The organism is Nitrososphaera sp. (assembly GCF_050748925.1).
Classification (GTDB): domain Archaea; phylum Thermoproteota; class Nitrososphaeria; order Nitrososphaerales; family Nitrososphaeraceae; genus Nitrososphaera.
Genome location: NZ_JBOGQF010000076.1, coordinates 1 through 8,425, shown reverse-complemented (window position 1 = coordinate 8,425; position 8,425 = coordinate 1). Strand labels below are relative to the sequence as shown.

Here is an 8,425-nt window from a genome sequence, read left to right as displayed (position 1 = left end):
CACCTGAACCCTGCAAAGAGGATCCGCTCGTGGGGCTTGAAGTAGTTGCGGTAGCTGTTCCTCGCCTGCATCGAAGGCGTCGTAAAGCACCCGCCCCTGAGGACTTTTTGGTTTATCGCCCACTTGTCCGTGTATTCCGAGAAGAGCGACTTGAAGCCGGGATAGAGGACGTATTCAGACGACGTCCATTCCCACACGTCGCCTACCATCTGGTGGCAGCCGAAATAGCTCTTGCCTGCCGGATACGACCCTATTTTTGACGGCCCCCAGAGGCGCGACTCGAACAGGTTCGCGGTCGCCGGCGTCGCCCCTTCGTTGCCCCACGGGTAGAGCGTCTTTGCCTTCAGGTCGTCGTTCCAGCTTGCCGACTTTTCCCACTCGGCCTCTGTGGGCAGCCTCTTGCCCGCCCACCGGGCGTAGGCGTCGGCTTCGTAATAGCTGACGTTTACGACAGGCTCGTCAGGGTCTATCTCGCGCACGCCGCGAAAATCCTTCTTTATCCACCTGCCTTCCTTGCGCTGCCAGTACAGCGGGGCCTTCCATCCGCTCTCCTGCACAAGGTCCCAGCCATCGGACAGCCAGTGCTTAAAGTCCTCGTAACCCCCTGCCTCGATGAATCTTGCAAATTCCCCGTTTGTGACCGGGGCGACGTCTATTCTGAACGGGTAGAGGTAGACCTTGTGCTCGGGGAGCTCGTTGTCGTAGCAGAACCCCTCTGCGCCAAAGCCGAGCTCGTAGATGCCCGGGGTCACCGGCACCATCCCAGCCGGTTTTTCACCCGCCGGCCTGGCCGCGCCTATGACGGCCGGCACGTAGTTGTCTGAAGGCTCGAATCGCTGAAAGTAGTGCTGAAAATCGTAGGTCATCAGCTCCTGGTGCTGCATTTCGTGCTGGTTGCCCAGCATGATGTCGTATTCTATCTCTTTTGGCAGCAGGCCGGCCGACTCGGCACCTCTTAGAAATGCGGCGACCTTGCCGTCGATGAACGACCGATAGCGCATCGTGTCCTGCACTGTCGGCCTCGGGTGCCGCCCTCGCTCTTGCTTTGGGAGGATGTTGCCGTATTTTTGATAATACGAGTTGAGGTAGTCTAGGTTGATGCCCTCTGTGTCCTTGAGGTCCGCCCCGTGCTTTTCAAGCACTTTGTGGAAAAACCACGTCACGTGTGCTATGTGCCAGTTCGGGGGGCTGCCGAACGCATCGGACTGCATCACCGCGTCTTCGACCTTCAGGGGCGCAAAGAGCTCCATGGTCGCCTTTCTCACCACCTGAAATTCTGCAAGCAGCCTTTCGGCCGCGCCCTTCTCCTTTGCTACCTGCGTCATATATGTGGACAAAAGCCATTTTCATTCTTATAAGCTCAGCTGGCACGCAGCCGAACTTTAATTCTAGGAGAAAAGTCAGTGTACTGCCGACCAAAGAAAATATCTTGTACGGCTCGGGATAACTGGCAATGAAGTCTCAGGCATGCGAACACCTGAAAGACGCAAACGAGAACGTCAAGGCCCGGACAAAAGGCTGCGAGGAGTGCGAGAAGATGGGCTCTGGCTGGGTCCACCTCCGGAAATGCCTGACCTGCGGCCACGTCGGATGCTGCGACTCTTCTGTCAACAAGCACGCGACCAAGCATTTCCACGGGACCTCCCACGCCGTGATGCAGTCCTTTGAGCCGGGAGAAGACTGGATGTGGTGCTATGTTGACAAGGCGTACGTGAAATAGGCCGTCTATTTAGGCAGCTCCAGCATCGCCACCAGGTCGGCAAAATAATGCGGCAGCGCGTTGTACGGGTTGGTGTCTGCCGGGCTTTCCACGTCGTCGGTTATGTAGAGAAAGCCGACCTGCTCTCTGGCCTCTGCCACGTAGGCCGGGTCAAGGTACGAGACGTTCCTTACGGCAAAGGAAAAGTTCTCTGGCGGGTACTCGGGGAAATAGGTATTTTCCTGCAGCTGCGAGACTGAAGGCAGCACCACCTGCTCGTATATCATGATGTTGTCAAAGAGGCCGATGTATTCCCTGTCGGCGCGCGTGCCGGGGTTTGCGACGATGAACTCGATCCCCTGCGACCGGGCATAGCTTGCTATCTCTTGGTAAAAGCCTACCTGGCCAGAGCCTGAGTTCATCTCGTCAAGCATGATGCCGTTGACGTCAGGATACCACGCCCTGTACCTGTCTATCGCGCCTTTTATGTCAGGCAAGGTAGCCCCTGCCGCCTGCCGGGCATAATCTGTGTGTATGTATCCCAAGACATACTCTATGCCCGCGCTCCTGAGCGCCGAGGTGCCGGCGGCGTAATTTGGGTCCTGCCAGAATCCGGGGCCGGACGAGGGGTTTATGGTGGCCGCAAACGGCACCGACGGGTGCTCGCCTTTTACCCTGATGAGGGTGCTCCAGACGCTGCCCTGGTTCTCTAGCTGCGGGTACTCGTAAAGCGGGATATAGATGCCTGCCTGGTGGATATAGCTGACCTCGACTGCCGAGATGGGCGCCGAGACTATAGGCGATATCGAAACCCGCCGGTCCTGCCCCAGGGCCGGGGAGGAATATGCAAACGCCCTGACGGAATACTCGCCGACCTGGTCCAGAGAGACGGTCGTGCGGACGCTGACCTGCTGCCCCGGGCCCATCAGCCCTGTAACGATGTCGAGCCAGACCGTGAACCCGCCGGCGTCCCTTACTTCCATCACCGCGGTATAGTCGTGTATCCTGCTGTCAGTATTTGCAATGCTGACAGACGCGGCAAACTGGGTCCCGACCTTGATCTTTTTTAAATAGTTGCCGCCGGGGCTGGTGGTGAAAACCGATTGCGCGACCACGCCTTCCTGTTCTGCATGGGCCTGTCTGGGAACCGTAGCCAAGCCGGAGATCGTGATGATGAACACTAGGATAATGATCTTTATCATGATGAATAGTACAGGCGACTTTTCTGTTGGTTTTCATCGTTATATGCCTAAAGCCCAAAAGTCATGGGGCCAGTGAGTTACATAGCCAGAAGGCCCCGATTTCGTGCTAATTATGTGGTTTTTGAGGCCTGTTTTGCACGGTTTGCAAACCACAGTCCCCAAAATTGGTGACGATATCATATCACGGGCCGGGTGAAAAAGTGGGGGGCAGCAACGATGTCCGGCGCATAGCTGACGGCGGGGCGAGAAAAGCGTGTGTGCGCGTTTCCAGTGGAAAAGTGTCAAAATAATCGTTCTTTTATAGCTCTTGCAACAATTGTGCTACACAAGGCAATGGCATGATGCACACGTAATGGAGGGAGACTGCAGTAAGCCCCATGCGATCGAAAACTCGACATGTAATACCCCTGCCCGCCATTACAGCTCCGGCGATCGCCAATGCCAAGGAGAAGGGAAACTTTGACAAAAGCTACCTTATATGTTTCTCATACATCTGTCGAAATATTGGCTCTGGATTTTGACGGGTTAAAGGAGTTTATCGTTCACGGGATGAAGATGCAGCATATCTATCAGCCGCTTATGATCAAGACCCTTTTAGAATCTCCGCAGAACAGGTTGCCTGTAAGAAAGGTAGCAGAGCAGTTCCTGCAGAAAGACGAAAGCCAGATCGAGTATTATATCAAGATCACCAAAGAGATGCCCGGCAGGATTTTGAGAAAGCATGGTATTGTGACGTATGACTCGGGCAACTTTACACTGAATACGCGAAGCGTGTCGCCGCAGCAGCGGGCCGAGCTGATCGCCTTGTGCGAAAGCAAGATTGACGAGTACGAGGAAAAGAGGGGGAAACTGATATGGCTGCATCGGGCCAAGGCACCTAGTTATGTTCCCGGATCACTTCGGTACAACGTGCTAACCAAAGCCAAAGGCCGCTGCGAACTCTGCGGAATCCCTGCAGAAGTCAAGGCCTTGGATGTGGATCACATTGTCCCGAGAAACAGAGGAGGGGAAACAGTGATGGAAAACCTGCAGGCACTTTGTTACACATGCAACTCGCAGAAAAGAGACTTTGATGACACCGATTTTCGATCCTGGAACAGCATGTACTCTGACAGGGATGATGAGTGCGTTTTCTGTAACATGGACCCATCAAGGATAAAGGCGTTAAATAATCTGGCATTTTCGTTTGAATACAAGTATCCTGTGACTGCTGGGCACATGCTGGTGAGTCCGAATCGTCATACCCGTTCGTTCTTTGACATGGGAGCTGCCGAACAGAAAGCGTGTTTCATTCAAGTGGAGCAAGCGAAGGAACAGATAATGGAATCTGACCCTACTGTAACCAGCTTTAACATTGGGGTAAACGATGGAAAAGATGCTGGGTAGACCGTTCCTCACTGCCACATACATCTGATTCCAAGGAGAAAAAATGATGTTGCCGATCCACGGGGTGGAATCCGGCATGTTATTCCTGGAAAGGGGTTGTATTGACTAGGGCAAGAATGGTTCTGTTGCATTTGAACTCATGAGCAAAATGAAGCCAGCGAAAACCACTTCTAAACGGGTACGGGCTTTGGAAGATGACAATCAATTGGGAAGCTCGATGACGATTCTCTTCCTTCTTTGCTATTCCTTCTATGTTTTCCAGAGCAAGCTGGATGGCCTCTGTCATGTTGATTTCGAGCTCGCGCCGGCCTCCCGCCACACCGTACCGCGCAGCGCCTGCCTGCAGTATTAAAGAACTGTTATTTCGATCTGTTTCCACTGGAAACGCGCGCTACCTGTATACAGTGGTGAGAGGGATTTACTCTTGCTTCTACTAAAAGTCATTTCATAAATGGTATAGCATCCATGTCGAACCCGGCATTATTCAGCTCCTAGTCGACATATTTTATCGAGACAAGCCGGTTGAGCTTATGATGGGGTCATGCGCATCTGGGCAAGCGCCTGATGCAATTCCGTCTATGCCGGCAAGCTAAAAGCAAAAGTCGCCCCCTTTCCGTCAGGATTGTTCTCTGCCCATATCCTGCCGCCGTGGGCTTCCACAATGCTCTTTGAAATAAACAGCCCAAGGCCGGTGCCGCTATCTGACTTGGTCGAAAACTTTGTAAAAAGCCGGGGAATGATGTCCGGATCTATCCCGGTGCCGGTGTCGCGCACCGCGACAACTACCTGGCTGCCGTCCTTCCTTGCCGTAATGGTTATCCTCCCTTTTTTTGTGAATTTCAGGGAATTGCCAAGAAGGTTCGAAAGCACCTGCGTTATTCTTGTGGCGTCTGCCTCGACTTCCATGTCCTGCACCTCGTATTCTATTTCCCGGCTGTCACTGGAAACCTGCTTGCCATAGTCATCGATGACATCTGCAATCAGGTCTTTTAGGTTGAACCTCTTCTTGTCTATCCTTAGCGAGTTGCTTTCAATCCTGCTGGCATCCAAGATGTCGTTTGTAAGTTTCGTTATGCGCCTGGCGTTTCTCAAAATTATTTGGACGATGCTGTTGTCCGGCAGCGTTTCGGCCAAATCCTCGGCGCCGAGGATGATGGGCAGCACCGGCGTGCGGAGTTCGTGCGCCGCCACATTGATGAACTCTTGCTGCATCTTGTCGCGGGCCTCTAGCTGCAGGTTTGCCTCCCTCAACTCGGCGGTCCTTGCACTGACAGTTTGTTCCAGCCTCTTGTTCCATGAAAAGATGAGAAAAAGGATGCCTAAGGCAGCCGCCGCCATTGCAAGAATCGTGAGCGTGGTCAGGTTCCTTTGCTGGTCGATTAACGCTGCTGCGGCGCTTGCCTGGCCGTGCGGCGCCAGAATGTAGAGTGCCCCAAACTGCTTTTCTTCAAGCGTCACCGGCTGGTATGCAAACGTGACTCTTGAATTGTTCATAGTCGTGTCCCTGGAGCCTGTCTCGCCTTGGAGCGCGGCCTTGAAGCCGCTGTTAAAGGAATCTACCGATTCTGCATCAAGCGATGAAAGAAAAGACTGGAACCGGACGCCAAAGACATTCTTGCCAAGGTATGGAGTGTCTTTGGAATAGAGGATTATCCCCCTGTTATCCAGCAGCCCGACCTGGCCCTCAAGCTTGGGAGAGATCTCGCCTTCAAGGAATTTTCCCAGGACCTCAGTTCGGACTCCCGCGACTACGACTCCCATGAAGGCGCCGTCATTTGCCTTGCCGCCTGTCCCCTGCTGCAATTTCTCATCAAGAATGGGATAAGAGATGTACAGCCTGAGGACCCTGTCATTAGAGTCTGTCACGCTGCTGTAGTACGTCTGCAGGGTGTCCCTTGAATGCATGAAATAAGATCTGTAACTGAGGTCAAAGCCCCTGTATTGATCGTAGGCGGTCTGGTTGATGTTGCTTATCCAGACGATTCTGCCTTCCCTGTCGAGCCACATGTAAAAGTCCGCGATGTCGCTGCTGGCCGTCTCTGCATTATTGAAAATCTTTTTTGCCCTCTCGAAATCGTTTTCCTGCACTGCAGGAGCCTTGGAGATAATCTGCAAGTTGTTGGTGACATCGGCAAGCTTGTTTGCAAGGGAGTTTGAAAGGTGGTGCGCCTGGATTTCGGCGTTTGACCTTGTTTCCTGAACCGCGATTTTCTCAATCTGCTCTGACGTGCTGGCAGAATAGCTGGACGATATGGCGGAAAGCGAGGCAACAATCGCAATGATCAAAAGAAAGACAGCCGAATTCCGTTTAGAAAAAATGTTTCTCAACGGCAGGTCACGCAGCCTCCTCGTGGCTTGCAGGTTTCGGGATGCAATGGCCCAGTTCCCGTCCGGTCATGATTCTTCGAGCCTCTCTGGAACGACCAGCTTTTTTGCCAGTACGTCATCTGTCAGCTCTTCAAGCCTTTTCTTTACCTCGTCAGGCACCTCGCCGTCCAGGCTGTGAAAGGGCGCCAGGTACACGATGCCGTCGCTGGAAGCGCCTTTCTCTTTCTCCAGGCCCGGTTTCAGTAACTCCCCCCGGAAATTCCCTTCAACAACTGCCTGCACTGCCTGGTCGTACGCCTTGTCAACGTCAAGCACAAAGGATGAAAGGACCGTGCCAGGCGCAAGGGAATTCTGGTCCTGCACCGCCCCGAGGGCATAGATGCCTTTTTCCTCGGCAGCCTGGATCACTCCGTGGCCTGACGAGTCTGCGACGTAGAATATGACGTCGGCCCCCTGCTGGATAATCGACATGGCCGATTCCTTGCCTTTCTCCGGATTGTCCCAGTCGTTCAGGTACGTCCCGATAATCCGGACGTCCGGGTTGACCGTCTTTGCACCCTGCACGTACCCTTCAAAGATGTTGATGAGGTTGGGATATTCTTCCCCGCCTACATAGCCTATCACGCCTGATTCTGTCATCATGCAGGCAAGCGCGCCGAGGAGAAACGAGCCTTCCTGCTGCATCGGGAAAATAGAGGCCACGTTCTGGGACTGGACGAGGCCCGTGAAAACGACAATCTTCGTGTCTGGATATTGCTTTCCCACCCGCAAGGAGGGCTCTCCCCACTGGAAGCCGTGGGCAATTACAAGGTCATAGCGCGACTGCGCATATTTCTTCAGCGTCGACTCGATGTCTGCAATTTCGACGTTGTCTTCGGAAGTGACTTCAAACCCGTATTTCTTGGCAATAAACTCTGCAGCGTCTTGCGACGCGGCGCCCCATCCTTTATCGGTGAACAGGGCGTCAGTAACCACGGCTACCCTTAGCGACTTGCTATCTGGGGGACCAGAAGGCCGGGCCGTCGCAGCCATGGTTGCAGCGATTATTATTATGACTGCGGCAACAATTCCGACTAGAAGAATGTATCTTGCGCGTATTCTGGCCGTCATGTTGCCTGCTTTGCATCAACCTGTTTGCGATATTTAAGTAGCACAGGACCGCATGGGCTGATCTGCTGGCTTTTTTTCCTGTTTTTTCTCACGTCAAATTGCCGGTTTAGTGTAAGGGACATCGACAAAGATCTGACAGTATCCCTATAAGCTAGTTGAGATTTCTTTTTCAATGTCTGTCATTGCTTTGTTCGCCGTTTGTTGAAAAGATCGAGATTACACGGGACTCTAGCAGAATTAAATTACTGAGGGTGGTGTTAACTTATCGGCTGATCGGCGTGTTTTTTCCGAATGAAAAGAATATAATCAGCCGCAAAGTTAACAGCGCCAAGCGACGGTTTTTAAGAGATTCCGTTAGGCATGAAGTCGCAGAGCCAATACCAAATTACCAGAGCCGTTGTAGGATCTTATGACTAGTAAGCATAAGTTTGGACTTAATACGTCTCGTGTTAAGGGGAGTGAGATTTACAGAAACTCTGCCTTCGCTCCTACTCATCGATGAAAGGGAGTACTTTCTCTTCATGATGTCTGTGATGTTACAACCCGTGTCAAACGAAAGCAAGATGTAGAAACCACTACGATGCTCCCCGGAGGATATAGGGATGGTCGCACGAATTAGCTTTTCATAAGTACCCGTGGCATATCGAAGCCTACCCAGCTTTGGCTCAAAGGTTTCTCTCGTAAGTGCGCGCGTTACCGC

General features: G+C 52.8%; 6 protein-coding genes. 2 read left to right on the top strand and 4 right to left on the bottom strand.

Features of this window, described 5'->3' with window-relative positions; translation table 11 throughout:
- Window positions 1-1,325 (bottom strand): ergothioneine biosynthesis protein EgtB (gene egtB / locus ACREAY_RS07515; protein WP_431755151.1); only part of this gene is annotated, 1,325 nt, incomplete at its 3' end.
- A gap of 128 nt (window positions 1,326-1,453) precedes the next feature.
- Between egtB and ACREAY_RS07510 the strand changes: the two genes are divergently transcribed.
- Entirely contained in the window at window positions 1,454-1,720 is a 267-nt protein-coding gene (locus tag ACREAY_RS07510) for a ubiquitin carboxyl-terminal hydrolase 14 (protein WP_431755150.1), read from the top strand.
- Window positions 1,721-1,725: 5 nt separating this feature from the next.
- Here ACREAY_RS07510 and ACREAY_RS07505 read toward each other — a convergent pair whose 3' ends face one another.
- Window positions 1,726-2,901, bottom strand: coding sequence for a spherulation-specific family 4 protein (locus ACREAY_RS07505; protein WP_431755149.1), 1,176 nt, complete (start codon window positions 2,899-2,901; stop codon window positions 1,726-1,728).
- Between the two features lie 438 nt (window positions 2,902-3,339).
- On the opposite strand from ACREAY_RS07505, the gene ACREAY_RS07500 reads away from it, so the two are divergent.
- The gene (locus ACREAY_RS07500; protein ID WP_431755148.1) at window positions 3,340-4,287 is read left to right on the top strand and encodes an HNH endonuclease; all 948 of its coding nucleotides are present in this window, start codon (window positions 3,340-3,342) and stop codon (window positions 4,285-4,287) included.
- A 576-nt stretch (window positions 4,288-4,863) separates the two neighbouring features.
- Here the strand turns inward: ACREAY_RS07500 and ACREAY_RS07495 are convergent.
- On the bottom strand, window positions 4,864-6,573 hold the full coding sequence (locus tag ACREAY_RS07495) for a sensor histidine kinase (RefSeq protein ID WP_431755147.1): 1,710 nt from the start codon (window positions 6,571-6,573) through the stop codon (window positions 4,864-4,866).
- Window positions 6,574-6,681: 108 nt separating this feature from the next.
- Complete coding sequence (locus ACREAY_RS07490) at window positions 6,682-7,725, bottom strand: BMP family lipoprotein (protein ID WP_431755146.1); 1,044 nt, start codon at window positions 7,723-7,725, stop codon at window positions 6,682-6,684.
- Between the last annotated feature and the right edge of the window lie 700 nt (window positions 7,726-8,425).

Bases quoted from the DNA above. Each gene is read 5' to 3' on its own strand.
- ACREAY_RS07500 (WP_431755148.1), top strand. From the start codon at position 3,340: ATGCCAAGGAGAAGGGAAACTTTGACAAAAGCTACCTTATATGTTTCT.
- ACREAY_RS07510 (WP_431755150.1), top strand. From the start codon at position 1,454: ATGAAGTCTCAGGCATGCGAACACCTGAAAGACGCAAACGAGAACGTC.
- ACREAY_RS07505 (WP_431755149.1), bottom strand. From the start codon at position 2,901: ATGATAAAGATCATTATCCTAGTGTTCATCATCACGATCTCCGGCTTG.
- ACREAY_RS07490 (WP_431755146.1), bottom strand. From the start codon at position 7,725: ATGACGGCCAGAATACGCGCAAGATACATTCTTCTAGTCGGAATTGTT.